At 69.5% G+C, this 840-nt stretch carries 1 pseudogene; it reads right to left on the reverse strand.

Going from position 1 to position 840, the window contains the following annotated elements:
- Window positions 1-840 (reverse strand): annotated as a pseudogene (locus BV907_RS18065) (amino acid permease); the annotation flags it as partial.

An 840-nucleotide genomic window follows, 5' to 3' on the forward strand; every position in this document is an offset into this window, starting at 1 on the left:
CGTACCAGCCGATGACCATGAGGGCGCAGGCGACGGCGGTGGCCGCGAGGGTCCAGGGCGAGTCGACGAGGACCATGACGAGGACGGCGGCGAGGAACACGAGGGTGGCGTAGCCGGTCCAGGGGGCGCCGGGCATGCGGAAGGCGGGGCGCTCGGTCCAGCCGCGCTTGGCCCAGCGCTGGAGCTGGATCTGGCAGAGCACGATGGTGGCCCAGGTGGTGATGATGCCGACGGAGGCGACGTTGAGGACGATCTCGAACGCGTCGGCGGGGACGAGGTAGTTCAGCGGCACGCCCAGGAGCGAGACGGCGGCGGTGATCGCGATGCCGCCGTAGGGCACGCCGGCCTTGTTCATCCGCAGGGCGAAGGTCGGGGCGGAGCCGGCGGCGGCCATCGAGCGCAGGATGCGCCCGGTGGAGTAGAGCCCGGCGTTGAGCGAGGAGAGGGCGGCGGTGAGCACGACGAGGTTCATGATGACGTCCACGCCCTGGACGCCGATGGAGCCGAAGAAGGTCACGAAGGGGCTGATGCCCTTCTGGTAGTCCGTGAAGGGCAGCAGGAGCGAGAGGAGGATGACCGAGCCGACGTAGAACACGGCGATGCGGGCCACGACGGAGTTGATGGCCTTGGGCATGACCTTGGCGGGGTTCTCGGTCTCGCCGGCGGCGGTGCCGACGAGCTCGACGGAGGCGTAGGCGAACACGACGCCCTGCATGAGCAGGATCATCGGGGCCAGGCCCATGGGGAAGATGCCGCCGTTGTCGGTGATCAGGGAGAGGCCGGTGGGTGCGCCGGTGGGGGTGCCGAAGGCCACGAAGTAGATGCCCAGGACGAGGAAGG

Origin of the sequence: Sinomonas mesophila, assembly GCF_001999765.1 — a bacterium.
Taxonomy (GTDB): Bacteria; Actinomycetota; Actinomycetes; order Actinomycetales; family Micrococcaceae; genus Sinomonas; species Sinomonas mesophila.